At 33.1% G+C, this 24,839-nt stretch carries 22 protein-coding genes and 3 pseudogenes; 8 read left to right on the forward strand and 17 right to left on the reverse strand.

Annotated elements, in window-relative coordinates; genetic code table 11:
* Window positions 1-24: 24 nt before the first annotated feature.
* The 3 genes from ACP7BT_RS08455 to ACP7BT_RS08465 form a co-directional block, all read right to left on the reverse strand.
* The gene (locus tag ACP7BT_RS08455; protein WP_041079312.1) at window positions 25-1,788 is read right to left on the reverse strand and encodes an ABC transporter ATP-binding protein; all 1,764 of its coding nucleotides are present in this window, start codon (window positions 1,786-1,788) and stop codon (window positions 25-27) included.
* Entirely contained in the window at window positions 1,781-3,562 is a 1,782-nt protein-coding gene (locus ACP7BT_RS08460; RefSeq protein WP_041079314.1) for an ABC transporter ATP-binding protein, read from the reverse strand. The genes ACP7BT_RS08455 and ACP7BT_RS08460 overlap by 8 nt, the downstream gene beginning before the upstream one ends.
* Before the next feature lie 234 nt (window positions 3,563-3,796).
* Window positions 3,797-4,330: a tubby C-terminal domain-like protein gene (locus ACP7BT_RS08465; RefSeq protein WP_041079316.1), complete on the reverse strand. Its 534-nt coding sequence runs from the start codon at window positions 4,328-4,330 to the stop codon at window positions 3,797-3,799.
* 187 nt (window positions 4,331-4,517) lie between these two features.
* Here ACP7BT_RS08465 and ACP7BT_RS08470 point away from each other — a divergent pair, with 187 nt between their 5' ends.
* The 3 genes and pseudogenes from ACP7BT_RS08470 to ACP7BT_RS08480 form a co-directional block, all read left to right on the forward strand.
* Window positions 4,518-5,327 (forward strand): VOC family protein, encoded by an 810-nt coding sequence (locus tag ACP7BT_RS08470; RefSeq protein ID WP_002482342.1) that lies wholly within the window; start codon window positions 4,518-4,520, stop codon window positions 5,325-5,327.
* A 190-nt stretch (window positions 5,328-5,517) separates the two neighbouring features.
* Window positions 5,518-6,321 carry a PRD domain-containing protein gene (locus tag ACP7BT_RS08475; protein ID WP_080773280.1) on the forward strand — a complete coding sequence of 268 codons (804 nt, stop codon included), beginning with the start codon at window positions 5,518-5,520 and terminating at the stop codon, window positions 6,319-6,321.
* Window positions 6,245-6,664: pseudogene (locus tag ACP7BT_RS08480) on the forward strand (family 1 glycosylhydrolase); the annotation flags it as partial. The gene ACP7BT_RS08475 and the pseudogene ACP7BT_RS08480, both read left to right, overlap by 77 nt.
* 40 nt (window positions 6,665-6,704) lie before the next feature.
* On the opposite strand, the gene ACP7BT_RS08485 reads toward ACP7BT_RS08480, so the two are convergent.
* The 7 genes and pseudogenes from ACP7BT_RS08485 to ACP7BT_RS08515 form a co-directional block, all read right to left on the reverse strand.
* Window positions 6,705-7,364, reverse strand: a complete 660-nt coding sequence (locus ACP7BT_RS08485) for an NAD(P)H-dependent oxidoreductase (protein WP_037537761.1) — start codon at window positions 7,362-7,364, stop codon at window positions 6,705-6,707.
* 93 nt (window positions 7,365-7,457) lie between these two features.
* Window positions 7,458-8,264, reverse strand: coding sequence for a Cof-type HAD-IIB family hydrolase (locus ACP7BT_RS08490; RefSeq protein ID WP_041079318.1), 807 nt, complete (start codon window positions 8,262-8,264; stop codon window positions 7,458-7,460).
* Window positions 8,265-8,521: 257 nt separating this feature from the next.
* Window positions 8,522-9,052, reverse strand: a complete 531-nt coding sequence (locus ACP7BT_RS08495) for an NAD(P)H-dependent oxidoreductase (protein WP_041079320.1) — start codon at window positions 9,050-9,052, stop codon at window positions 8,522-8,524.
* Window positions 9,053-9,175: 123 nt separating this feature from the next.
* Window positions 9,176-9,361, reverse strand: coding sequence for a helix-turn-helix transcriptional regulator (locus tag ACP7BT_RS08500; RefSeq protein ID WP_002482335.1), 186 nt, complete (start codon window positions 9,359-9,361; stop codon window positions 9,176-9,178).
* 4 nt (window positions 9,362-9,365) lie between these two features.
* Window positions 9,366-9,701 carry a hypothetical protein gene (locus ACP7BT_RS08505; protein WP_037537662.1) on the reverse strand — a complete coding sequence of 112 codons (336 nt, stop codon included), beginning with the start codon at window positions 9,699-9,701 and terminating at the stop codon, window positions 9,366-9,368.
* 213 nt (window positions 9,702-9,914) lie between these two features.
* Window positions 9,915-11,412 (reverse strand): annotated as a pseudogene (locus tag ACP7BT_RS08510) (sodium:solute symporter).
* A 25-nt stretch (window positions 11,413-11,437) separates the two neighbouring features.
* Window positions 11,438-12,320, reverse strand: a pseudogene (locus tag ACP7BT_RS08515) (N-acetylneuraminate lyase).
* A gap of 260 nt (window positions 12,321-12,580) precedes the next feature.
* Here ACP7BT_RS08515 and ACP7BT_RS08520 point away from each other — a divergent pair.
* Window positions 12,581-13,453, forward strand: a complete 873-nt coding sequence (locus tag ACP7BT_RS08520; RefSeq protein WP_041079322.1) for an ROK family protein — start codon at window positions 12,581-12,583, stop codon at window positions 13,451-13,453.
* Window positions 13,454-13,537: 84 nt separating this feature from the next.
* On the opposite strand, the gene ACP7BT_RS08525 is transcribed toward ACP7BT_RS08520, so the two are convergent.
* Window positions 13,538-14,335 (reverse strand): MurR/RpiR family transcriptional regulator, encoded by a 798-nt coding sequence (locus ACP7BT_RS08525; protein ID WP_037537659.1) that lies wholly within the window; start codon window positions 14,333-14,335, stop codon window positions 13,538-13,540.
* 166 nt (window positions 14,336-14,501) lie between these two features.
* Between ACP7BT_RS08525 and ACP7BT_RS08530 the strand changes: the two genes are divergently transcribed.
* Complete coding sequence (locus ACP7BT_RS08530; protein ID WP_037537658.1) at window positions 14,502-15,170, forward strand: N-acetylmannosamine-6-phosphate 2-epimerase; 669 nt, start codon at window positions 14,502-14,504, stop codon at window positions 15,168-15,170.
* 76 nt (window positions 15,171-15,246) lie between these two features.
* Here ACP7BT_RS08530 and srtA read toward each other — a convergent pair whose 3' ends face one another.
* Window positions 15,247-15,846: a class A sortase SrtA gene (srtA, locus tag ACP7BT_RS08535; RefSeq protein WP_002482327.1), complete on the reverse strand. Its 600-nt coding sequence runs from the start codon at window positions 15,844-15,846 to the stop codon at window positions 15,247-15,249.
* A 222-nt stretch (window positions 15,847-16,068) separates the two neighbouring features.
* Between srtA and ACP7BT_RS08540 the strand changes: the two genes are divergently transcribed.
* Both ACP7BT_RS08540 and ACP7BT_RS08545 read left to right on the forward strand, forming a co-directional pair.
* Window positions 16,069-16,560, forward strand: a complete 492-nt coding sequence (locus ACP7BT_RS08540) for a GNAT family N-acetyltransferase (protein ID WP_011302346.1) — start codon at window positions 16,069-16,071, stop codon at window positions 16,558-16,560.
* Window positions 16,561-16,634: 74 nt separating this feature from the next.
* Complete coding sequence (locus ACP7BT_RS08545) at window positions 16,635-17,804, forward strand: ArgE/DapE family deacylase (RefSeq protein ID WP_002482325.1); 1,170 nt, start codon at window positions 16,635-16,637, stop codon at window positions 17,802-17,804.
* A 189-nt stretch (window positions 17,805-17,993) separates the two neighbouring features.
* Here ACP7BT_RS08545 and ACP7BT_RS08550 read toward each other — a convergent pair whose 3' ends face one another.
* Window positions 17,994-18,668, reverse strand: coding sequence for a haloacid dehalogenase type II (locus tag ACP7BT_RS08550; RefSeq protein ID WP_041079324.1), 675 nt, complete (start codon window positions 18,666-18,668; stop codon window positions 17,994-17,996).
* Between the two features lie 264 nt (window positions 18,669-18,932).
* Here ACP7BT_RS08550 and ACP7BT_RS08555 point away from each other — a divergent pair, with 264 nt between their 5' ends.
* Complete coding sequence (locus ACP7BT_RS08555; protein ID WP_037537656.1) at window positions 18,933-19,187, forward strand: hypothetical protein; 255 nt, start codon at window positions 18,933-18,935, stop codon at window positions 19,185-19,187.
* A gap of 358 nt (window positions 19,188-19,545) precedes the next feature.
* Here the strand turns inward: ACP7BT_RS08555 and ACP7BT_RS08560 are convergent, their stop codons facing one another.
* The 4 genes from ACP7BT_RS08560 to ACP7BT_RS08575 all read right to left on the reverse strand — a co-directional run bounded on the left by ACP7BT_RS08560 (window position 19,546) and on the right by ACP7BT_RS08575 (window position 24,530).
* The gene (locus ACP7BT_RS08560) at window positions 19,546-20,616 is read right to left on the reverse strand and encodes an NAD(P)-dependent alcohol dehydrogenase (protein WP_041079326.1); all 1,071 of its coding nucleotides are present in this window, start codon (window positions 20,614-20,616) and stop codon (window positions 19,546-19,548) included.
* 18 nt (window positions 20,617-20,634) lie between these two features.
* Entirely contained in the window at window positions 20,635-22,128 is a 1,494-nt protein-coding gene (gene xylB, locus ACP7BT_RS08565) for a xylulokinase (RefSeq protein ID WP_180373861.1), read from the reverse strand.
* Between the two features lie 7 nt (window positions 22,129-22,135).
* On the reverse strand, window positions 22,136-23,428 hold the full coding sequence (locus ACP7BT_RS08570; RefSeq protein WP_037537655.1) for an MFS transporter: 1,293 nt from the start codon (window positions 23,426-23,428) through the stop codon (window positions 22,136-22,138).
* A gap of 85 nt (window positions 23,429-23,513) precedes the next feature.
* Window positions 23,514-24,530: a LacI family DNA-binding transcriptional regulator gene (locus tag ACP7BT_RS08575; protein WP_069821602.1), complete on the reverse strand. Its 1,017-nt coding sequence runs from the start codon at window positions 24,528-24,530 to the stop codon at window positions 23,514-23,516.
* Window positions 24,531-24,839: the final 309 nt, after the last annotated feature.

Consider the following 24,839-nt stretch of genomic DNA (forward strand, 5'->3'; position numbering starts at 1 on the left):
TTTAAATTAATTATGATAACAGTTTTATCCATTCTGTAATAAATACATATTATGATAAATACCTTTTTGTGCTATCAATTGTGCATGCGTACCACGTTCAACAATTTCCCCTTTATTTAATACAAATATTTGATCAGCATCTTGAATTGTAGATAATCGGTGGGCAATCGCTAATGTCGTACGGCCTTTTCTCATTTTATTCAAAGATTGTTGGATTTGTTCCTCTGTTTCTGAATCTATATTCGCTGTGGCTTCATCTAAAATTAGGATTTTAGGATTTGTTGCAATCGTTCTTGCAAAAGCAATCAACTGTCTTTCACCACTTGAAAATGCGCTACCTTTCTCAATCACTTTATGTTGATATTGATTTGGCAGTTTTTCAATAAAATGATTTGCATGAACAAACTCTGCTGCTGCTTTCACTTGTTCAAATGTCATTGAAGGATGATAAAGTTTAATATTTGAAGCTATCGTGCCATAGAACATAAAGGCATCTTGTAAAACCAAGCCAATTTTTTCTTTCAATTCTGTTTTTGGTATCTTTTTAATTGAATTGCCGTCTATTTTAATATCACCGCGATTGAATTCATAGAAACGCATGAAGAGATTGATGATAGAACTTTTACCAGAACCTGTATGACCGACAAGCGCAATCATTTCTCCTGGTTTCGCGGTCAAACTAATGTTTTTTAACACGTCTGTTTCTCCGTCATAACTAAAGCTCACATTGTCGAACTCGATTTCACCGGTCTCAATAGCATTGTCATTGTTTGCTTCTTGTTGTGGTTCATACGTATCATCATCGATGAGTGCAAACACTCTACTTGCTGAAACCAGCGCTTGTTGCAGTATATTTAAATTTTGACTTACTTGATTGATAGGTTCAAAAAAACGTTCCATATATTGTACAAAAGCAAACACCACACCTGCAGTGATGCCAGTAGTAAAGCTGATTACTCCAAAGTATCCAAGAATCATTACAACCGCAAAAATTGAAATAGAACTGATTGCAGGGCGAAGTAAAAGACTGTCTAATTTAACAGTTTTTAACATATATTGATAATGTTCATCATTAATCTTATTAAATTCTTTATTTAATCGGCGTTCTTGATTAAAGGCTTGGATAATTTTCATGCCTTCTATAGATTCCGCTAACTTCGAATTTAAATCAGATAACCGTTGTCTTGACTTTGAAAATAAAAAAGCAGAATACTTTCTATAACTTGCTAATATTATCATTATGATAGGTAAAAAAATGAGCGCAATTAAAGCTAATTTGACATCTAACACAAACATCATGATGTAACTTGAAATCATCATAAAGAATGCCATTATAAATGTGGAAAAAACACCTACAATCATATCAACAATCGTTTCTGTATCATTTGTAAGTCGAGAAACAATGCTACCACCAGGTACTTTATCAAAGTATCTCATACCTAATTTACCCAGCTTATTAAATGCATCAATCCTTAATTGTTGAATTACTTTAAATGCTAAATATTGAAATAAATATTGGCTAAAGTAAAGGGTGATAGCGCCAATCAACTGTATGCTAATAAAAATAACAATCAACCATACCATTGTCTCTTTAGGAAAATGGCGTGGTGTTAAATAATCATCGATGAAAATTTTCACCATATAAGGTGTCATCATACTAGCAATCGTTGATAATATGAGCGTAATAAAGGCCAAAACAATAATCCATTTATAGGGTAAGGTGTATTTAAATAACCTAATGAGTGCGCTACCTTGATCTTTTGCTGTTAGATTAGCATTTTCAGTCATTTTCACCATCCCCTTTCGTTAGACTATCCAAGTTGCGAGACAGTTGCTCTTGTAATGCTTGAGCCTGGTAAGTATCATAATACCAACCTTTTTTACTCATCAGTGTTGCGTGATTACCACGCTCGATGATACGGCCTTCATTCATTACTATAATTAAATCGGCGTGTTTTACAGCACTCATTCTATGTGCCGTTATAATATTGGTCTTACCGCTTCTCAGATGTTCCAAATTTTCTAATATGGCTTCTTCTGTTTGTGCATCTACTGCTGATAATGAATCATCTAAAATGAGTATTTCTGGATTAACGAGTAGCGCACGTGCAATAGAAACACGTTGCTTTTGACCACCTGATAACGATACACCACGTTCGCCTACTACGGTTTGGTAATCTTTAGAAAATTGCATGATATCATCGTGAATGTGACTAAGCTTGCTAGCTTCAAATATTTTCTCATCGTCAATCGTTTCATTACTAAATGCAATATTATTACGTATGGTTGTTGAAAATAAAAAATGTTCTTGTGGCACATAACCAAATTGAGCTCTTAATAACTCAACATTGTAATCACGAATGGGATGTCCACCAAATTCAATATCTTGAGCGTGTTGTGTATCAAATTCTCGTAATAATAACCTAATTAATGCACTCTTACCTGAACCTGTACGACCAACAATACCAACTGTAGAACCTTCTTTAATTGTAAAATGAATATCATAAATACCTTGATCCTCATTACCCGGGAAATGAAACTGATTTATATTAAACCTTATATCCCCTTGAGGACGTTCATCAATGACATATGAAGTATCGATATCATTAGGTAGTTCGCCAATTTCCTCAATACGTTCATATGATGCTTTAGCTCTTTGGACAATATTAAAAAACAGGCCTAGCGCTAGTAAAGGCCATACCAGCATGCCAAGATATGTATTAAATGTGATTAACTGCCCCAAGCTGATATCATTATGAAAAACCATCTGCGCACCGAATGCAATTGATAAGAAATAACTCATACCTATGACTAAAGTAATCGTCGGATCAAAAAGTGCATCTATTTTTGATACTTTCAAATTTTTCGCAACAACATCATCACTTAAATGCTTAAAATCCGCCTGATCACTTGGTTCATAGCCAAATGTTTTAGTTACTTTAATACCTGCCACACTCTCTTGTGTCTTATCATTTAGTTTACTAAACGCAGCTTGTGCTTTTTTAAATCCTTTACTTAGTAGCGAACCATAAATGCTGGTAAGCAATACCATAAATGGAAGTGGAATCATGGCAATTAACGTTAATTTCCAACTGACTGTTGTTGCCATCGTGATAATGACTGTGCCACCAGTTATCAACGAATCTGCAATCATTAAAATACCTGCACCTGCAGCATTTTGAACAGCTCTGATATCATTCGTAGCATGTGCCATCAGATCACCCGTTCTTCTATTTTGGAAAAAGATAGCACTCATTTCTGTATATTTTTTATATAGATAGGTCCTTAATATCTTACCTAATTTTTGACTTGTTCCAAATATAGATAATCTCCATACATATCTGAGAACATAAGTTAATATTGCAGTAATAACAAGTATGAATAAATAAATGGCTAATAATCGAGGCGTTAATCTATTAGAAGTCATCTCATCAATTGTACGACCAATGATTTGAGGCGGTACAATTTCAATTAATGCGATTAACAATAAGGTGCCTAAGCCTATGAGATAACTCGTTTTTTGTTGTTTAAAAAACCAACCTAATTTCAAGAATACTTTCATCACGCCACCTCCATAAAATCATGATTTAATAACAAATCTATCAACTATTATGGACATCCATGCTTTATATCAGTCCATACAATACGTGTCTCATATTTTACCACAACTTAACATCTGTAAATAGAATGGATATATTACACACTAACTATCCACAGATTTCCATTGAATTTAAAAAATGAACTTGAGACATTTGCCATATCTCAAGTTCTAGCTTTGTATTATGCTATTGTTAACCTAGTTTGCATTTTTACGTTGTTTTTCCTGAAATTCATAAAACACTTGGAACAATAGTATTAACATAGCCGGATGATATGTTTCCGTTTCTATATACACATCGTGCCTGGAAGCAAATTTAAATCGCTCTGATTCTGTTTGCGTAATTTCTTGATTACGCTTTGTCACCTTTACACTTCTCGAAAAAAATCCTGACTGAAATTTTATTATACCTCCTTGAGTCCCTTCAAAATACATAGTTGGTTTGAGCCCCATTTTTGAACGAAATAGGCCTATGGGTTGATTATTCTTTTCAACTGTCCAGACTGTCTTAAAAGGTGTTTTAATAGCACCCTCTTGCAACACACGATAGGTATCTTGACCATCTGTAATCTCAAAGTTCTGCTTGTTATTACCTAAATATGCCATTGTTTGTTGTACAGCCGACGTATAAAACAGTTCGATGGTAAACACTACATCTTCTTTATCATTATAAATTTCTATCGCTGATCTAGAAGCATTGAAAAAGTTTTCTTTAAAATAATAGTGTGTCATCTATAACATCCTATTCTTTTGGATTTAATACATTGTGTTATACCCATTTTACAAAAACGAATCTTTTAATGCCACCAAATATATTTTTTATACTTTCCAAGCTTTGTGTATTGACTTAGTATATTTTTTATACTAGAATTCAACTTGTAATAATTATAAATACATGCAATGAATAAGGAGCTAAATTATGACTTTCCACGATAAAAATGCAACGCAAGTAACAAATATCACATTAAACGTCTCAGATTTGAAAAATATGATTAAATTCTACACACAAATTTTAGGGTTAACTATTAAACACGAAACAAATCATGCCGTTACCTTTAATGTCGGCGCACACGGACATACGCTAACACTAAATGAAATAGAAAACGGACGTCGTCCCTCTATGAGAGAATCAGGACTATTTCACATGGCGCTCTTATTACCGACACGTCAAGATCTCGGTAATTTCTTATATCATGCTGCAAGTACAGGTGTTCAAGTTGGCGGTGGCGATCACCTTGTCAGTGAGGCGCTTTATTTTGCAGACCCTGAAGGTAATGGGATTGAAATTTATTATGATAGACCTAAAGCAGGTTGGATTTGGAATGACAATAAAGTGAAGATGGATACGCTCGAAGTCGATGCGAATGACTTAGTTGAACAAAGAAGTGAAAATGGATGGCAAGGTATGCCAGATGATGCAAAAATTGGTCACCTACACTTAAAAGCTGCTGATATAGGTCAATCCCGTCATTATTATCTCGACGAACTCGGCTTAGACCACGTTTCTGATTTACCACAGGCTGTATTTATGTCAACTAATCATTACCACCACCACATTGCTTTTAATACTTGGCAATCCAATATATTACGCCAAAACAATAGCCAAAGTTTAGGCTTAACACATATAGAAATATATAAACCAAATGCACAAGAAACACAATTTATTGGACCAGAAGGTTTCGAAATTTTAGTTCATAGCAATACACAACTCGTTGCTGATAAAGACTAATTGATGCTAGGAAGATGTTATGACATTGATTGCAAAAGCAGTGTTCATTCAAGTTGAATGCGCACTGCTTTTTATTGTTTTCAGAAACGATATCGGCGTTTCTTTTTGACTTATGATAAACATCTACTCTATATTAAATATATAATCATTTTTATTACTAAGTTAATAAATAAGGGATGTTATATTTATTATGAAAATTACTAAAATACTGAATAACAATGTGGTTATTTCAAAGATTAACAATGAAGAACGTATCGTCATGGGAAAAGGGATTCCCTGTGGCAAACAAAATGGTCAAGAGCTAGAAAAAGACAAAATTGATAAAGTTTTTAGAATCACAAGCGAAGAACAAGAACGTATGCTTACGTTACTTAATGAAATCGATCAAAATGTCTTATTAACGACTCAAGATATTATTATCAAAGCCAATCAGCTTTATGAAAAACCTATGTCAGAATCTATTTACCTATCACTAACGGACCACATAGATTACGCTATTAAAAGAACCAGAGAAGGTCACATTATTAAAAATCCATTATTATACGAAATCAACAGACTCTATCCTAAAGAATATGATTTATCAATAAACGCAGTTGAGACCATTAACCGCCGCTTTGATATTCAGTTACCTAAAGATGAGGCTGGATTTATTGCTATGCATATTGTCAACGCAAGTATGGATGAAAATATCGCAAATATATATGAAATCACAAAGATTACCAAAAGTATTTTAGATATTGTGCGCTATCACTTTAATTTACACATTAATGAAGATGCCCTAAGCTACTCCAGATTTATGACTCACCTCAAATTTTTCAGCCAAAGGTTAATTAACCATGAGTCACTAAACGAAGTGACTGATGAATCATTGCTACAAGTATTGCAACAAAAACATGTGAAATCCGATGCATGTGTAGATAAAATATCCTTACTTAGAAGCATCCCATTGGGGCTGGCAAATCGATCCAATCGGACTCAGAATCGTCTTAAATGAATTGTGGGACCGTTATAATAAACCGTTATTCATTGTTGAAAATGGGTTAGGTGCAAAAGACACTATTGAAGATGGCCAAATTCATGATAATTATCGCATTGATTATTTACAAAAACATATTGCTGAAGCAAAAAGAGCCGTTGAAGATGGCGTTGATTTAATGGGTTACCTTGCATGGGGGCCTATTGATTTAGTATCAATGTCAACGAGTGAAATGACTAAACGCTATGGCTTCATTTATGTAGATCAAGATGATTACGGTCAAGGTACTAAAAAACGTATTAAAAAAGATTCTTTTGACTGGTATAAAGCTTTAATTCAATCGAATGCACGTGATTTATAATATAAAAAGCTTGGTGCAACTGCACCAAGCTTTTCTTCATTTATTCTAACCATTCTACGATATCATCTTGTGTTTGGCGTACTTTATCTTTCGGTTCCGTTTCTCTATAACCAAAAGCCACCATAACAGATGGCGCAAAATGCGCTTCGTCTATAATGCCTTCATCAGTTAAAAATTGTGTGACCGCATCTAAATCAAAGCCTTCTATTGGACATGAATCGATATTTAATAATGCTGCACTTGTCATCATGTTACCCAGTGCAATATAAGTCTGTTTTCTCGCCCAATCTAATAAAGATTGGTCATTGTCATTAATGTGAAAGTTAGTTTGAAAATCATCAAATTTCTTTTCTGTAGCTGGAATGCTCGCTTCACTATATTTTTTTACATTTCTTATCATATGTTGTACGTAATCTGATTGTGAAGTTACATTTTTGCGTGCTAAAATTAATACAAAATGACTTGCTGTATCAAGTTGCCCTTGTGCACCCCAACTGATTGCTTTAAGTTTATCTCTAATTTCACGATTTTGAATAACTACAAATCTCCAAGGCTCTAAGCCTAGTGAACTGGGTGAAAGTCTCCCCGTTTCTAAAATTGTATTAAAATCACTCTCTGAAATTTTTTTGTTTGCATCAAAGCGTTTTGTTGCATGTCTAAAATTAAAAGCATCTAAAATCGTTTGTTGCATTTGAGTTATCACTTTTTGAAACCTACCTTTCAAATTAATCATTTATATATGTAGTGTAGCAATTTTGAAATTCGTATTAAAACAATATGTTTTATAACACAATCAAATCGGTTTGTTTAATACTTCGGATTCAATCACGCTTAACACACCTTGCTTATCATTCGAGGGTGCCACATGTTTTGCTGCTTCAAACAACGAATGATCTTCACTATTCTCCATCACATAACTATGCTCGGCTAATAGCAACATATCTAAATCATTATTTGCATCACCAAACGCCATTAATTCTGACGCGTCGAGTTGCCATGTGTTCAATAAACGTTTTAATGCGTTCCCTTTTGTTACACCAGGGATAATGATATCAATACTATCATGTCCACTAGATACAAATTCTAACTTACCATGAAAACGCGCTTTAAGATCCTCATCAAGTGTAGGATGCGTCTCACGGTTTATGTTAAATGCTATCTTCACATACTCATCTTCGGGTAAGTGTTGTAAAGAATGAATTTCTTCTAATTGACGATAATAAAAATGTGCATCTTTTTTAAACGACTCAGGATTTTCCTTTAAAATATAGGCACTACTTAATCCGCATACAATTAAGTTATTGATACCTCTTTCAATATTTAAATAATCTACCACTTGCTGATAAAAGTCTCTATCGAATGTTTGATAATCATATAATTTATCCCCTTCATAAATAACCGCACCATTTTCTGCCACAAAGTACATCGCTCGTTCTCCGAAAATTGATTTCAATTTCGCATATTGGTTACCACTAGCAGCTATAAACTTAATCTGCTGCGTTTTTAATTGCTGAAATATACGTTCAAATCGTTCTTCATCGTATGTTTTTTGCGTATTTAAAAATGTACCATCCATATCAACTGCAATTGCTTTTATCATAGTGTCCCCTCAAATCTTTCAATTTATATGTTTATCTATTATTATATCGATATTGTAGTTTGATTCAAAGTAAATCCCTTACATAATAGCTGAATTCATAAAAAAACAGAGTCAAACAGCAATCTCTTTTAATAAGATTTCGCTTGTTCCACCCTGTAGGTATGAAACCATATTATAAATACCTATACTTTACCGCTTCAATTCAATCATGTTAAATATAACCATAAACGAAAAAATTTGTCTTAGATTATCTTTAATTACTTGTTTAATGATTGAATAAAGTTCAAATAATCTTGCGTATTCTCTTCTAATTGACTAGGCGCAATAGTAAATGCACTGTATAGCTTATGCGCACCAACATAGTTTGCAGATACAAATAGTGTCGTTGCAATCATCGGACTCACTAATTCATCAATTGTAAATTTCACATTACCTTCTGGTGTATAGGCTTCTGCTATTGACCCAATAGAAATCGCCAATCCTATATTCTTTCCTTTTAAGGCGTCTCCTTTAGAACCATATGCCCAACCATGTGTAAAGACTTCATCTAAGTACTGTTTCATTAATGGTGGAGAACTATACCAATATAATGGATATTGAAAAATAATATGATCATGCGCTTCTATCAGTTTTTGTTCTTTTTCGATATCAATTTTGCCATGTGGATATTCTGCATAGATTTCATGTACTGTGACAGACTCACCTATCTTAGAAAGTGCATCTCTCCAATGCTTATTCACAGTTGAATTGCTAATATCTGGATGTGCAATAATGACTAATGTAGACATTTGGTCAGTACCTCACTTTTTTAAATTTAATAAGTATATATTAATCGCATATGACTCAAATTGAAAATTTTTTGCCTAATTTAACTAAATCTTTTTAAAATTATTTATTTTTTCATATTTATTTCAAGAAAAAAGTTCATCTACTGTCACATCAAATAACTTCGCGAGTTTAAATGCTAATGACAATGAAGGGTCATATTTATCATTTTCTATAGCATTGATTGTTTGCCTTGATACTCCCAATTTTTCACTCAAATTTTCTTGAGAAACACCAGTACGTTTTCTATATACTTTAATTTTATTTTTCATTTAATCAATCCTTAAAAGTGTACTTTGAACGCGTAGTTAAATAATTAAATAGTAGTAGAAATAGACCAATAACCAAGAATATAATTTCAGGATATGTCGATATTAATGCTCCATCCATATCAAACCAACCAAAGGTTCTTAGTATAAATATAAACAACAAACAGTACACGAGCCAAATAAAACTTTTAGCTAGTATTTCTACAAACATTTTACTTTGTCTTTCATCATATTTCGATCTACCTTTGTGTTGGTCTAAAGTTTCTTTTGGTAAAAATTTATTGGTAAACCAAGTCCAAATACATGAAAAAATCAATACAACTCCAAATAGTAGAATATTCATATTTAACAATCCTAAATGTCAAAGGTTTTTTACATTATTAATATAACTATCCTACTAGAAAATGTCAAATTTATTTTACATTTTCTATCTTGAGATTCTTCGCATATTTAATTGCTAATTAAAAAATAAATTACAATAAAAAGCTTACCAGTGTGTACTACACTGATAAGCTTTACTTATCTATTTCTTCACATGTATTTTAGAAACGTAATTTCATTTTTCTTTAATATCAAAAATAGTTAAGCCAACAATATCTTTTTTCTTACCAGGTATTACAATACTGATTAGATAAGAGAAGATAAATGCAACTAGGAATGAAATAATGGATACAAAGAATGGCGAATTGCCACCGCCAATACCATTGAAGATATAAGCGAAGATAATACCTAACGCCAAACCGCATATAACGCCTAGGGTATTTGTTCGTTTCGTAAAGATACCTACAGCAAATACACCCGCCAATGGCACACCTACAAGGCCTGTAATTAATAGGAATAAATCCCATAAGTCATTATAATCTGAAGCAATTAAGTAGATAGACATACCAAATCCAAATAAACCAGAAAGTATAATCATCCATCTAGCAAAAGTAACTTCGTCTTTCTCTTTACCTTTACCGAAAAATCTATGTTTGATATCGACAGATAAACAAGCTGAAATTGAATTTAAGCTTGATGAAATTGTAGATTGTGCAGCTGCAAATATTGCTGCAATAAGTAATCCGGCAATAAATGGTGGCATTTCTATCAGTATGAAATAAGGTACAATCGATGATGTATTAAAACCTTCTGGCAAAGCACTTTCATGTGTGTAGAAGGAATAAAGCATTGTCCCCATATCATAAAATAATGGGGCTGAAATCAATGCCAAAACACCATTCATCCATAATGATTTCTTCGTTTCAGACATGGATTCAGATGCTTGATAACGTTGTACAACATCTTGACTTGCAGTATATTGATGCAAATTATTAAATATATTCCCTAAGAAAATAATAGGAATTGCTGCCGCGGCAGTATTAAACTTCCAATTATTTGCACTGATTAATTTTTTATGATCTAGCGCGTCCGTCACTACAGTTCCCATACCACCTTTGATATGTACAATACCCAAGATAATGATTGCTGCAACACCACCTAATAGGATGACCCCTTGAATGAAGTCACTCCATACCACACCTTCAAAACCACCAAGGAATGTATAAAGAATACACAATATCCCTACTAGACTCGCTACGACATAAGTATTTAAATCAGAAACCGCAGTAATCGCTAGCGTCGTTAAATAAATCACAATAGCTACCCTTCCTAAATGGAACAATACAAATAGCAACGACCCAATCACACGGACATTCGGCCCAAATCGTGCTTCTAAATATTCATAAGTTGATGTCAACTTTAATTTTTTTAAAGAATGGTACATAAAAATAAATTAACAATGGAATAATAGCTACATTAGTGATATTGCCAGCTATGTAAGACCAATCTGTTAAAAATGCTTTTTCTGGTGTCGACATAAATGTAATCGCACTTAATGTCGTTGCATAGATAGAGAACCCAACTGCCCACGAAGGCAAACGGCCACTAGCTGTAAAGAAACTATCTGTGTTTTGACTTGCTCGTTTTGTAAAATACGCACCCACCAATAACATTAATACGAGATAAACTATTACAGCTACCCAGTTCCACGTCCCAAAACCTACTTGTTGCATTTACTTCATCCCCTTACGCGATGTCTTATAAATTATAGTCTTTAATCAGTTTGTCTAATTTACTTCTGTTTGCTTCGTTAAATGGTTTAAATGGACGTTTAGGTACGCCGCCGTCAATACCACGTGATGCTAAAATCTCTTTTAACGTAGAATAAATCCCCATAGATAATAAATTTTCGATAATATTATTGGTTTCGTGTTGAATTTCATAAGCTTCCGCAATATTGCCATTTTGCGCTTTTTCAAATATTTGTCTTGCACGCACACCATTGACATTATAGGTTGAACCAATTGCACCATCTACGCCTGATACTGCTGCTTGAACTAACATTTCATCAAATCCTGATAAGATTAATTTATCTGGAAAAGCTTTACGAATTCTTTCTAATAAGAAGAAGTTTGGCGCTGTATATTTCACACCAATGATTTTTTCATGGTTGAAAAGTTCACCAAATTGTTCAATCGAAATATTTACACCCGTTAAATCTGGAATTGCATAAATAATTAAGTTATTTTGTGTAGCTTCAATAAGTTCAAAATAATAGTCTTTAATTTCTTCAAATGAAAATGGATAATAGAATGGTGTGACTGCAGATATCGCATCATACCCAAGTTCTGTAGCATACTTACCAAGTTCAATCGCTTCATTTAAGTCTAATGAGCCAACTTGCGCAATCATTTTCACATCGTCATTGACCGCTTCTTTTGCGACTTTGAAGACTTGTTTCTTTTTGTTCTTTACTGAGCAAGAAATTCTCACCTGAACTACCATTAACATATAAGCCATCTAATTTTTCTGTCTCAATCGCATTTTTGTCAATTTGTGCTAACCCTTCTTCTTTCACTTGTCCATTTTCATCAAATGGTACTAATAATGCTGCATATAGTCCTTTAAATTTATCTTCCATGAAATAAACCTCCGTTTGCTTTTATGAGTATTCTTCTGTTAAAAACCCTGTGTTCCTTTATCCAAGTTGAAAAATGTTTGTTTAATACTATTTACAGTTCAAATTGTAAACGCTACCATAAAGTGTATCAATAGTATTTTGAAAAAATTCATCATTTATACTAAATTTCAATGAAAATATTTTTCAAAGTTATTATAGCTACACTTTTAAATTTAAAAATGATACATATATATTTGAATACATTACAGGAGGCAATATAAATGACGGATTATAAAGTCGCAATTGATATCGGAGGCACTGATATCAAAGCTGCTGTTTTAGATAACGGCTTAAATTTTGTAGATTATCAAAAAATACCCACACCGAATAATATAAATGAATACATCGTTGACAAAGTTTATGACATTGTTAAACATTTTCAAATGACCTATAAACTTTCACCACTGCATGTAGGCATTTCCAGCGCAGGTGTAATAGATGAAACCAATGGCGTGGTTGATTATACTGGCCCTACCATTCCGAATTTTAGGGGCACAAATTTCCCCAAACTGTTAGCATCACTCAATGCGGATGTCAAAATTTACAATGATGTTAATGCGGCTTTATTAGGAGAACTTTATTTTCATCAATATGATGTAGATAACATTTTTTGTCTTACTTTGGGGACTGGTATTGGTGGTGCTTTTTATAATCAAACTTTAGGTTTATACAATGGCACACGTCATCGTGCGAATGAGATTGGCTACCTATTATATCGCTCTGAAGATCAATTAACATTTGAACAACGCGCTTCTACAACAGCACTTAAATCTTTAATGAAATCCAAATCATTTCCTTATAGCGATGATGTGCCAATGCTATTTAAATTGGCGGATCAAGACAATGAACTCGCCTTAGATATTCTAAATGAATGGAGCTTTAATGTTGCAGAAGGCCTAGCACAAATACAAATCATATATGATCCTGGTTTAATTCTGATTGGTGGAGGGATTTCTGCTCAAGATCAAACTTTACTTAAATATATCGTTCCTAAAATTCAGAATTTCCTTCCACCTGAATATGGTCATGCCGAAATTAAAACGACACACACTAAGAATCATGCTTCACTATTTGGTGCAGTTTCACAATTTTAATAATTTAAAAAAACGCACTTTATCAAAACCAAATATGGTTTGATAAAGTGCGCTTTTAAGTAACAACATCCTACATATAAAATACTATTCATTCAGCACTGTCTTTTTCGTATGTTGATAGACATTATGCATATAATCGTCATCTAACAGTAAATAACTTACAATATCTATTAAAAAAAGTGTCGCTATTTGTGTATTGATAAATCTTGAATCATTGATTCTTGATTGATCCGTAGTAATTAATACCAAGTCTGCACATTCCGTCAATGTACTACCTTCGTAATTTGTTATAGCAACCACATAGGCCCCACGCGCGTGTGCCACTTCAGCTGCTGCAATTAACTCAGCAGTTTCCCCACTATTTGAAATGGCAACAAATGTATCAGAAGTTGTTAATAATGATCCAAATATTTTCATTTGATGCGCATCTGTCGATACACTACCTTTTAATCCCATGCGCATCATTCTGTAATAAAACTCTGTCGCAGATAAACCAGAACTACCTAAACCCGCATAAATAATTTGTCTACTTCTCATGATTTGATTTACAAAACTTTGAATTTTTTCATCAGATATAAATTCACCAGTTTGTTGGATAATATCTTGATGATATTTATGAATACGCTGAATCAACGGACTATTTTCTATCACTTTATCCGTCATTTCTTGCTGTAAATTAAATTTTAAATCTTGGAAATTATCATAGTCTAATTTATTACTAAAGCGCGTAATCGTTGCTGGCGATGTTCCAATCGCATGCGCCAATGAATTGATTGTTGAAAATGAATCATCAAAATGATTACTTTGAATATATTCAACAATTTGTTTGTCTGTCTTTGTAAATAAATGATGATAGCGTTGAATGCGATTCTCAAATTTCATATAATCCCCTGCTTCCAAATTTTGATTTCATTATATTATAAATGAAAATATTTTTCATAACAACGAAATGTATCGATTAATATTTTCTTAGTGTTATATTGAAAATACAAATCTAATACAATATAAATATTCAATTAAATCTACTAAAGTTATGGAGAGTGCAATTATGTTACCACAGGGATTAATCGTATCGTGCCAAGCATTACCAGATGAACCATTACATTCATCTTTTATTATGTCTAAAATGGCCTTAGCAGCATATGAAGGTGGCGCCGTTGGTATCAGAGCGAATTCTAAAGCAGACATTATTGAAATCAAAAAAGAAGTCGACTTACCAGTAATTGGAATAGTAAAACGTGATTATGCGCATTCTGACGTTTTCATCACGGCTACTAGTAAAGAGATCGATGAATTAATTGAAAGTAACTGCGAAGTCATCGCATTAGATGCAACCAAACAAACTCGTCCTAAAGAATCATTATCAGAGCTTGTATCCTATATAAGAAATAAAGCACCAAACGTTGAAATTATGGCGGATATTTCTACACTTGAAGAAGCTAAAAATTCAGACGAACTTGGTTTCGACTATGTCGGCACTACGTTACGTGGGTATACGTCATATACAAAAGGTCATATTTTATATGAAAACAACTATCAGTTTTTAAAAGATGTCTTGGCTCATGTAAATGCTAAAGTCATTGCTGAGGGTAATGTAATTACACCTGAAATGTTTAAAGATGTAACAGATTTAGGTGTTCATTGTACTGTTGTAGGTGGCGCGATAACAAGACCGAAAGAAATCACAAAACGTTTTATCAATGCTTTTGATAAATAATACAATAAAAAAGACCTTATCTTAAGAATGATCTGTATCGTGTCATCATTTCTATGATAAGGTCTTTTATTTAAACTTATACCGCTTCAGCTATAAATATTTTACGATCTTCCCAAGTATTTGTTTGTTCATTATAGTTGTCACAAGTAATTAACGTTAATTGTTTTTTACTAGACTTGTGTTCATCTAAAACTTGCACATCTTCAGGTTTGACATCAAATATTTTTGTGATTTTATAGACATTGTTCTTATTGCCTACTTTAAAGCGCACTTCACTGCCTTTTTTCGCTTCTTTTAAATTAGAAAATTGATAATCAGACGATCCGATATTAGTATGACCAGCAATGGCAATATTCTGATCATCTAGCGACTCATCCGCTTCTGCAAAGCTAACACCTCTATCTAACAGCTCAGGCGTTGCCGGTCCTGGATAAACAGGCGTCTTTATTTCTGCATCTGGGACTGTTAAGTATCCCACCATCTCAGATTTATCTTTTGGAATTTCCTGTTTGTTTTCTTTTTTATTTGCAGCATCTTTATCATACGTTTCTATTTTTTCTTCGCTTTCTTTTTCATGTAAATACTGGTCAATATGCGGTTTAGCGAATAAATAAATCGCTGCTAATATGAATAGCATACCAATTAAGGTAATGAGTCGATTCCCCCATTTTTTCATACACGTGTAACTCCTTTTCCAAATCATCTTTTCTTCAAATATTATAAATAAGTATAGCACAACTTATAATGTATGATGTACCTTAATCTAACTATACCAAAAGAAGTATAATGCTACTAAATGTTAACTTTTATAACATACATTTGCTAAATTTTGCGCTGAGGTGTTTAATGATTTTATTATTTAATTTGAAACATAGTAAAAAAAAAGGATGGTCATATAATGATAAGACATGCTACTAAAAGTGATTTGCCAAATATTTTAGATATATATAATGATGCAATTTTAAATACAACTGCAGTATACTCGTATAAGCCACAGACCTTAGCATCACGTGAAATTTGGTTTGAAAATAAATCTCAAAATAATGAACCCATTTTTGTTTTCGAAGAACAAGGTGAAGCTGTTGCATTTGCTACTTATGGGTCTTTCCGTGATTGGCCTGCATACCAATACTCAATTGAACATTCTATATACGTAAATGAACATCATAGAGGTAAAGGCATCGCTTCGCAACTACTCAAACAACTTATAAATCATGCTCAGGTTGAAGGTTATAAGACACTCGTTGCAGGTATTGATGCTACAAACGATAATAGTATTTATTTGCATAAAAAATTCGATTTCCAACACTCAGGTACGATACAAAATGTTGGTTATAAGTTCGATAAATGGTTAGATCTTGCATTTTATCAACTTGACTTAAGCAAATAAAACACGTCATTACGACATCAACTCACTTCTCCTATGCGTTTTAAAAATGCATGTTAGTGGTGTATAGTACTGTAATGTCAGTATTATCTAATGAAGAACGCGTGAAAATATTATCAGATATCATTGAAATTCAATCCGTAAATGAAAAAGAGTTAGATGTTGCACATTATTTACAAAAACTATTTAAACAATATGATATTAATTCCGAAATATTAGAATTAGAAGATGAATCTTCACGTGCAAACTTGGTGGCTGAAATTGGAAGTGGCAAACCTGTGGTTGGAGTTTCAGGACATATGGATGTCGTTAAAACAGGTGATACAGAGCAATGGAACTATGATCCATTTAAATTAACAGAAGATGATCAGGGTAGATTACACGGGCGTGGTTCTGCTGATATGAAATCAGGGTTGGCAGCACTCGCTATTAGTTTAATAGAAATTAAAAAAGCAGGTACATTAAATCAAGGTACCATTCGCTTTATGGCAACTGCTGGTGAAGAAGTAACGAGTAATGGAGCTGCTTTATTGCATGAAAAAGCTTATATGGATGACGTTGAAGCATTATTAATTGCTGAGCCTTCACAAGATGGTATTGTTTATACTCACAAAGGTACGATGGATATCCAAGTGATTTCAAAAGGTAAATCCGCACATAGTTCAATGCCAGAACTTGGATTTAATGCTATTAATCCACTCGTTGATTTTATTCACTATTTAAATGTTGAATATAATAAAGTAGATGTTCGTAGTAAACTTTTAGGTACACCTACAATGAATTCAACGATTATCAATGGTGGCGATCAAGTGAATTCCATTCCTGAATACGCAGAATCATTATTTAATATGCGTACCATTCCTGCATATGATAATAAAAAATTCGAAAGCTTATTCAACAGTATAAAAGAAAAAGTAGAAAAAGAAGATAACGCCGATATTACTGTTAATCCTTATGTTAATCGTGATCCAGTATATACGACTGGTGACAATGAATTCTTAAAATTAGCAAAATCTTTAGGCGATGAATATTTCAACAGAGATTTAGATGTTACGTCTTCTACAGCAACTACTGATGCGTCTTATTTAATGAAAGATAAAGGTGAAGATTTCTCATTTGTTATGTATGGTCCAGGTGAAACAGGACAAGCGCATCAAGTTGACGAATATGTATATAAAGATACGTACTTAACATTCATTGATCTTTACACACAAATGCTTCCACAATATTTGAATGACTTTAAATAATCTAATATATTGTTTTTAATACAAGATGTACTAAAAGAGCTTGGGACACAAATAAGTGGCTCAAGCTCTTTTTCTATTTGGCAATGGGTATAGAGTTTATTTCTTCTTCAGTCAATATTAAATTCACTTATAACAACTATCAACATAAAGTAATCCAAAATTTTCACTAAACTTCAAAATGTTATTTTATTATTTATTCATTTCTAACCATTTAACTAACTTATTAAGATTGCTCACAGTCATCGTAGGAGATTGGCCATTATAATCGAATTGTACTTTGTCACGATTTATCCAAACGGTATCAAAGCCAAAGTTTGCAGCACCTGTAATATCCCATGAATTTGAGGAAACAAATAAAATCTCTTCTCTAGTCAAATGATAATAATTTAATATTAAAGCATAGCTCGCAGGACTTGGTTTATACTGTTTAATTTCGTCCACACTCATGACAGTGTCAATATATTCACTGATTTTCGAATTATCAACTAAAGGCATTAACATGCTATCATTACCATTCGATAGCACACCTATATCTATATTTTTAGCTTTTAAATCCGAAAATACGCTTGGTATTTCTTTAAAATAGTCTAGATCTAAAAAAGCATCAAACAATTGATTAATATCTTCTCTATTATATTGTACTTTGTGTTCATCTAACGTATATCGCAAAGCATCTTTAGTTAAATCATCAAAAGTGATATAACGTTGCATAATTTGTTTTAAAAACATATGTTGTAATTGTGTTTTTCTCCATAATTGTGAGATAGAAGATGCTTGCGCTTCATCAAATTGGTCCATATGCTTTTCAAGTGAAGATATATCAAAAATAGTGCCATACACATCAAAAATAATCGCTTTATACATCATTAACCTCCCCTTCATCCAAAAATCAAACTCACTTACTATTTATCACCAATTTAATCAATCAAAACCGTTTTTACTCAAATTCTATATATATAGCTTACTAAACCTAATTAATTAAATTTTTTAATGTCTTCAATCATTCGATTCATATAAACACTTTAATTATAGTTATCATGCTAAATATTAAGAATTTGTAAAATTACACTTATGTAGATTATATAATCTTAAAACGGTTATAGCATAGTAAAAAGGAGGCTGGTTGATATGAAAAAACTTTTTCTGGTAGATTTATTAAACTTGTTCTTCATAGCACTGGGTTATTTAATAATCATTGCAATCCTACTATTTTCATTCGACTTACTTGAAATTAAAACAACCGGTTCTGTTTTTCTAATCGCCCTGAGTCAGATTACTTTTGTTAATATTTTTAGTAATTCAGTATTCAATGGATTATTCACTTTATTTTTAATCATTTCTTCTCTAATCTTCATATATAAATCAATCGATTTATATATATAAAGCAAATAAACGTGCACTTAATGATAATGCGACGTCATCATGAATGACTTTATAGCAGTAATTAGTATTTATCGCAATTAAAATCGTTTTATCTTTAAAATGTTTTTGATTTAATATTGTAAAGATACATTATAAGTTATATAATATCCATATAGAATGTGTGTGTTTATATCGAGGCTTGTGATGTGCCGTTAATTATCATAGTTATATTCCATTCCCAGAATTAAACTTTATGCACCCATTTTAATCTATGATATAAAACTACATTCTTAAAATGTGCGCTTAATTGTGTGTGCATTAAAAAGAGAACTAAAGTCACATTCAGGCTGTGACTTTAGTTCTTCTATTTATAATCAATTTATTCAGGTTTACCATTAGGATAAACCATTACTTTTAATGATCCACTCTTATTCGTTCTCGCCTGTTCCATCGCTTCTTTTGCCTCATTTAAATCATAAGCATCCGTGAACATCGTGTTTAAATCTGCTGATGTGGACGCCAACATTTCTAGACCCATATCATACGTATTTGCGTATCTAAAAATACCTACAATATTGATTTCATGATTTGCTATAAAAGGAATGTTTAACTCAATATTTTCTTGTTGAGGTAAACCAACAATAGCTAATGTACCACCATTGTTTAAAGCAGCTAAAGCATTTTGTAGAGCAATTGGGTTACCCGCTGTCTCAAATGCATAATTAACACCTTTACCTTTTGTAATTTCATTAATTCGTGTAGCCACATCTTCTTCTTTAATATTAATTGCATGTGTTGCACCTAATTTTAATGCTTCGTCTAGACGTATTTTTTCAAGATCAGATACAATAATTTTTGTAGCACCAAATGCCTTGGCTGCCACAACTGCCATGAGCCCTACTGGTCCCATTCCCATAATAACCACTGTTGAGCCTGGTTGAACATTGGCTCTTTTACAAGCTTGCACACCTACAGAAAATGGTTCATTAAGGGTTGCCTCTTCGTATGATAATGCTTCTGGTATATGGAATAAAAAGCCCTCAGGATGGCTGATATATTGACTAAATGCACCGTCAACTGGCGGTGTTGCAAGAAATTCTACATCCGGACATAGATTGTATTTCCCTGATTTACAATACTCGCATTCACCACAAGGCACACCAGGTTCAATCGCTACTCTATCCCCGACTTTAAATCTTGTTACATTACTACCTACATCGGTCACTACACCTGAACACTCATGCCCTAGAATGAGAGGTTTTTCAACTACAAATTCACCTACACGTCCGTGCTCATAATAATGTACGTCTGAGCCACATACCCCTACAGCCATAACTTTTACCAAGACATCTGTTGCGCCTATCTTCGGCACTTTAACTTCTTTCATTTCCATATCAAATGGCTTATTTAATAATGAGATATTCATTGTTTCTGGTATATTTTTTTCCATAATTGTACTCCTCCTATATTATTTAATAGTTAATAATTGTTGCGTTAATGTCTGTGTTTGTTCATAAATTTGTCTATAAACGTTATAATACTGTTCATATTTTTTATGGTTTTCCAAGTTTGGATAATACGTTTTATCATATTCAATAAAAGCATCTACACAGTCTTCCATAGATTTAAACCAACCCAATCCATAAGCTGCCAGCATTGCTGCACCCATACCTGGCCCCTCTTCATATTTCAAAGGTGTGACCTCTGCGTTAAAGACGTCAGCTTGAAGCTGTAACCAAAAATTACTTTTAGATCCTCCACCAATCGAAATAACACGATTACTGTTACTGTTCGCTTGCATCATGTATCGATAGGATTCATAAAGCGAGTATGTGATCCCTTCAATTGTTGCTCGTGCAAAATCAGCCTTAACTGTATTACTACTTAAACCAATAAAGCTGCCTCTTATATATGCATCACCATGAGGTGTACGTTCACCTTGTAAATATGGGGCAAATAGTAAACCATTGGCACCAATTTGAGATTCGGCAGCCTGTTGCACAATATCATCAAAGGATTCATCATCAAACATTGTACGTTTTAACCAATTCAAGCTATCTCCTGCACTCAAAGTCACCCCCATTGTATATGTGATTTGAGGCAATGCATGATTAAAATAATGTATATTGTTTCCTAATGATTTTTCATTTTCTTGTGAGCAAGTTAATACAACACCAGACGTTCCTATACTGCATAAAGCCTGTGCTTCATTTATAACCCCTGCTCCTAAGGCGCCACAAGCGTTATCAGCTCCGCCAGCAAATACAGCGACATCATTATCAAGCCCTAATGCTGCTTTTACATCTTCTGTTAAATTACCAACAAAATCATGCGAATTAATTAACTTAGGATATATATCACCTATTGCTAATTGTTCACCTACTCGTGTATCCCATTGCTTTGTATCTGTATTCAATAATAACGTACCTGCAGCATCACTATATTCCATTGAAATATCACCAGTCATTTTGTATCTAACATAATCTTTAGGTAGTAAAAACACATCTAATGCTTGCCAATGTGTTGGTTCATTCTCTTGTAGCCACAATAATTTAGGTAAAGTAAATCCTTCTAGTATTGGATTTTTCAGCAATGTTTCTCCAAACTGATTTTTGATTGATTGGCATTGTTGTGTCGTTCTTGTGTCATTCCATAAGATTGCATTTCTAATTGGTTCTCCTTGGTGATTCAGTGCTACTAATCCATGCATCTGTCCGGAGAACGATGCGCCAGATATTTTTTTATTTTTCAACTCATCTAACTTAAGCAGTTCTTTAATGCTTTTCATAACCGCTTCAACCCACGAATCTGGATCTTGTTCATTATAACCAGGTTCAGTTTGAATTAATGTCAATGGTTTACTCATTTGACCAACTACTTGCCCATCTCTATTAACTGCGATTGTTTTAACTGCACTTGTACCTAAATCGATACCTAGAACGACCTCTTCCACTAAAATCATTCCTTTACTAATTAGTTTGTGTTTGTTTATTCATTTCAGTTACTTTACGATCATCTATACCCGGTTGATGTACTTTTATAAAGTAAGTAATCACTGCACCCACGAAATAACAAATTGCAAATGCCCATACGACACCAACTTCATTAAATATTGGTAAGAACAGTGTTGCAATGGCTGGTGCAGCAAAATTACTCAAACCTGCAGCTAAATTATGTGATGATAACGTTGCACCAATATGTTCAGGTTCTAATGCAGTAAAAATTGCAAAAATTGGAACAAATGCTGACTGCGTAATACCAAATAACACTGCACATAAAATAGCAATAGCAAATATATCTCCACTCAATATTGGTAAATAATAGAAAAGTAACGTTGTAATGCCACATCCTATACAACCAAATAACATGACTTGGCGTTTCCATCCAATCTTATCCGCTACAATACCCCATACGACATCTCCTACAATACAAGTAATATGCATCGTTCCCCATGTCCATAGCCATTGTTGCATTGTAAAACCAATCGTATCTGTAAATAAAACAGGGAAAATAACGACTAATCCAAATAGAGAAAGCTGATTAATAATCCTAACTACAAACACTTTAATAATATCTGGATTTTTATAGACAATCCCCACTTCTTTAAGTACTTTTACATATCTTTCTTTAATAGGCTTATCCACATTAGGTTTAATATTTCTCTTGCCAACGACATAGAATGCAATTAATCCACCTACCCCAATCCAGATGACAGACATCCAAAGTGTGCCCATAAATCCTATATGAGGGATAGTAAAGCTTGGTAAATATGTACCAATCACACCCATACCTACTGAGAACATTGCCCAGAACCAACCTATAGCAGTTGCCAACCGCGCTTTATTCGTAATATATGTTACCCACACTAAAAATCCATATAAGAATAAAGGATAACCTAATCCTCTAATACCGTACATGAGCAACATCATACTGTAATTTTCTAAACCAAGCCCAAAAACTAAAAATAATATGTGAAATACTAACCAAATAACTGTTCCTAGAACCATCACTTTTCTCGGACCATAGACATCTGATAAAACTGCCGCTAACCATGAACCGACGACTACCATGACACCATATAACGTGAATACAAGTGATGCTTGTCCGCTTGAAAAACCTAAATCAACAATGTTTTTTGATAAAAATGCTTGTTCGATGCCATCACCTGTCATGAAAATGAATATTGCAATGAGCGCTGCAAATATGATTCTCGGTACTCCCATCCAAGTCTTTTCTCTCACGCTATTACTTGAAGTATCCAAATTAATTCCCCCCTTTATGATTAACCATCTTTCAACTTAAACGTTTAAGTTAAATTCAATAAAAACCCATATAGTCATGGATTTTTTAAGTTTTATTAAATGAACACGATTCACGGATAATCAATTTTGTCGATAGTTTGATTGACGTTACATCCTTACCTTTAATCAATTTATAAATCATTTTTGCTGCAACCTGACCCATTTCTTTAACTGGTTGAGATATTACTGTAAGTTTAGGTGTATAAATTTCATTCCAATAACTATCATCAAAACCCACGATAATAACATCTTTTTTAATTTCTTTTTCACTTTCTTTTATGGCTTGTAACGCGCCTAACAGTAATAAATGATTCGTAGCAACAATTCCTTTAATCCCTTTACTTAGCAAAGTCTTCGTAGCTTCGTAACCACTATAGATTTGAGCATTTGTCCCTAATTGTTGATCACTATAATGAATTAATGACGGATTAACATTTAAATCAAACTCGGAAATAGCCTTATTATAGCCATTTTTCCTGCCAATTGTAGTGCTAATATTAGGATTCGCAAGTAGTAAGCCCACTTCTTTACATGTACTTTCTAAAACACGTTTTGTTGCAATATAACCCGCTTCTTCATTATCAACGGTTATTGACGGTAGGCTTGTAGATTCAAGCTCTCTATCCAACGTCATTATCGGTATTTTCAACCACTCACGCTTCATTTGAAATTTTGATTTCACTGGCACAAGTATAATAGCGCTTACATTTTGTGATACAAATGTTTCTATTAAATCTTGTTGTTTGTCTTCATTTTCTTCTGAAGATGCAACGGCAACATGTAGATGATGTTTTTGACACTCGTGGCTTATCTCAGTTAACACTTCTGTAAAAAATGGATTTTGGTCTGGGACAATAAATGCAATAATATTGGAACGTCCTGTCTTTAATCCCCTAGCAAATTGATTAGGTTCATAGTTCAATGTTTCTATGGCATTTAGCACCTTATCTTTGGTTTTATCACTTAATTCAGAACTTTTATTGTTCAACACGTTTGATACTGTGGCAATGGATACACCGGCCACACGAGCTACGTCATGCAAAGTAGGTTTATTATTTTTCATCTCTCTCACCTTAAACGTTTAAGTTATACTGTAGACTTTTACAAGTCAATATATACATTATAAGAACTAATCTTTGTTTTTGCAAGCGCTACCAAACAAATTTTGAATTTCCTCGCTTCAAGTTTTCTTAGACATCTTTTTATTAATCCAACACCCCAACTTTTTAATACCATCTGTACAAAATCTAAAATATAAATAAATTCACCCCTCATTAATTATTTCAAATAGTCTTTATATTAATAAATTTAGATATTCAACATTTTCAAACAATGAAGTTGTACAATAATAATATTATTATCTAAATCAATC

The organism is Staphylococcus sp. Y174-1, assembly GCF_049897865.1.
GTDB classification, from domain to species: domain Bacteria; phylum Bacillota; class Bacilli; order Staphylococcales; family Staphylococcaceae; genus Staphylococcus; species Staphylococcus saprophyticus.

Excerpts from the sequence above, each read along its gene's own strand:
- ACP7BT_RS08455 (WP_041079312.1), bottom strand. The coding sequence starts at position 1,788 with ATGACTGAAAATGCTAATCTAACAGCAAAAGATCAAGGTAGCGCACTC.
- ACP7BT_RS08460 (WP_041079314.1), bottom strand. The coding sequence starts at position 3,562 with ATGAAAGTATTCTTGAAATTAGGTTGGTTTTTTAAACAACAAAAAACG.
- ACP7BT_RS08465 (WP_041079316.1), bottom strand. The coding sequence starts at position 4,330 with ATGACACACTATTATTTTAAAGAAAACTTTTTCAATGCTTCTAGATCA.
- ACP7BT_RS08470 (WP_002482342.1), top strand. The coding sequence starts at position 4,518 with ATGACTTTCCACGATAAAAATGCAACGCAAGTAACAAATATCACATTA.
- ACP7BT_RS08475 (WP_080773280.1), top strand. The coding sequence starts at position 5,518 with ATGAAAATTACTAAAATACTGAATAACAATGTGGTTATTTCAAAGATT.
- ACP7BT_RS08490 (WP_041079318.1), bottom strand. The coding sequence starts at position 8,264 with ATGATAAAAGCAATTGCAGTTGATATGGATGGTACATTTTTAAATACG.
- ACP7BT_RS08495 (WP_041079320.1), bottom strand. The coding sequence starts at position 9,052 with ATGTCTACATTAGTCATTATTGCACATCCAGATATTAGCAATTCAACT.
- ACP7BT_RS08500 (WP_002482335.1), bottom strand. The coding sequence starts at position 9,361 with ATGAAAAATAAAATTAAAGTATATAGAAAACGTACTGGTGTTTCTCAA.
- ACP7BT_RS08505 (WP_037537662.1), bottom strand. The coding sequence starts at position 9,701 with ATGAATATTCTACTATTTGGAGTTGTATTGATTTTTTCATGTATTTGG.
- ACP7BT_RS08520 (WP_041079322.1), top strand. The coding sequence starts at position 12,581 with ATGACGGATTATAAAGTCGCAATTGATATCGGAGGCACTGATATCAAA.
- ACP7BT_RS08525 (WP_037537659.1), bottom strand. The coding sequence starts at position 14,335 with ATGAAATTTGAGAATCGCATTCAACGCTATCATCATTTATTTACAAAG.
- ACP7BT_RS08530 (WP_037537658.1), top strand. The coding sequence starts at position 14,502 with ATGTTACCACAGGGATTAATCGTATCGTGCCAAGCATTACCAGATGAA.
- srtA (WP_002482327.1), bottom strand. The coding sequence starts at position 15,846 with ATGAAAAAATGGGGGAATCGACTCATTACCTTAATTGGTATGCTATTC.
- ACP7BT_RS08540 (WP_011302346.1), top strand. The coding sequence starts at position 16,069 with ATGATAAGACATGCTACTAAAAGTGATTTGCCAAATATTTTAGATATA.
- ACP7BT_RS08545 (WP_002482325.1), top strand. The coding sequence starts at position 16,635 with ATGTCAGTATTATCTAATGAAGAACGCGTGAAAATATTATCAGATATC.
- ACP7BT_RS08550 (WP_041079324.1), bottom strand. The coding sequence starts at position 18,668 with ATGTATAAAGCGATTATTTTTGATGTGTATGGCACTATTTTTGATATA.
- ACP7BT_RS08555 (WP_037537656.1), top strand. The coding sequence starts at position 18,933 with ATGAAAAAACTTTTTCTGGTAGATTTATTAAACTTGTTCTTCATAGCA.
- ACP7BT_RS08560 (WP_041079326.1), bottom strand. The coding sequence starts at position 20,616 with ATGGAAAAAAATATACCAGAAACAATGAATATCTCATTATTAAATAAG.
- xylB (WP_180373861.1), bottom strand. The coding sequence starts at position 22,128 with ATGATTTTAGTGGAAGAGGTCGTTCTAGGTATCGATTTAGGTACAAGT.
- ACP7BT_RS08575 (WP_069821602.1), bottom strand. The coding sequence starts at position 24,530 with ATGAAAAATAATAAACCTACTTTGCATGACGTAGCTCGTGTGGCCGGT.